Source organism: Alicyclobacillus mali NBRC 102425 (assembly GCF_001570745.1).
Lineage (GTDB): Bacteria > Bacillota > Bacilli > Alicyclobacillales > Alicyclobacillaceae > Alicyclobacillus > Alicyclobacillus mali.
This window is the reverse complement of the sequence record NZ_BCSG01000085.1, coordinates 1-594: the sequence shown is the minus strand read 5'-3', so window position 1 is coordinate 594 and position 594 is coordinate 1. Positions and strand designations below refer to the sequence as shown.

The following is a 594-nucleotide window of genomic DNA, read 5'->3' as shown; positions in this document are numbered from 1 at the left end:
AATGCAAAGCCGTGGCACTCGAGATCTGTTTCATCTAGTACATACAAACCGTAACGATCGCAAAGTTCATAAAACACAGGATGGTGAGGGTAATGACTGGTGCGAACGGCATTAATATTGCTCTGTTTCATCATCTGCACATCACGAATCATTACGTCCAGTGTTAAAGCTCGGCCAAGACGTGCGTCGTGCTCATGCCTGTTTACTCCTTTTAACACAACCGGCACTCCATTAATCTTCAGTTGGCCATCAGCGATCTCAATGGTGCGAAAGCCTACTTGTAGCGCAACATGTTCTGCAGATGACGAGCCTGGATTAATTGACACCAGCAGCGTGTACAGATTAGGCGTTTCCGCTGTCCACGGTCTTACGTTGGGAATCTCAGTCTCGTAAGTCAAGAATCCATCGCACAACATAGTGTTTTCAAGGATTTCGCAATCCATCATGCCATCAATCAGCCTTATCCGTAAGGGAATCGGCTGATCGCGACAAATGTCCCCTTGCACATCCACTTCCAGGTGTACACGGCCTGTTTGACCGTCCGGACTTAAGAGTGATTGAACCCGAACATCGGACAGATAGATCGGAGGTCTC

1 protein-coding gene is annotated in these 594 nt (G+C 47.8%); it reads right to left on the bottom strand.

Annotation, left to right across the window (positions count from 1 at the left end; genetic code table 11):
- On the bottom strand, positions 1-594 hold a 594-nt coding region (locus tag AMA01_RS13790), incomplete at both ends, for a glycoside hydrolase family 2 protein (RefSeq protein WP_305765082.1).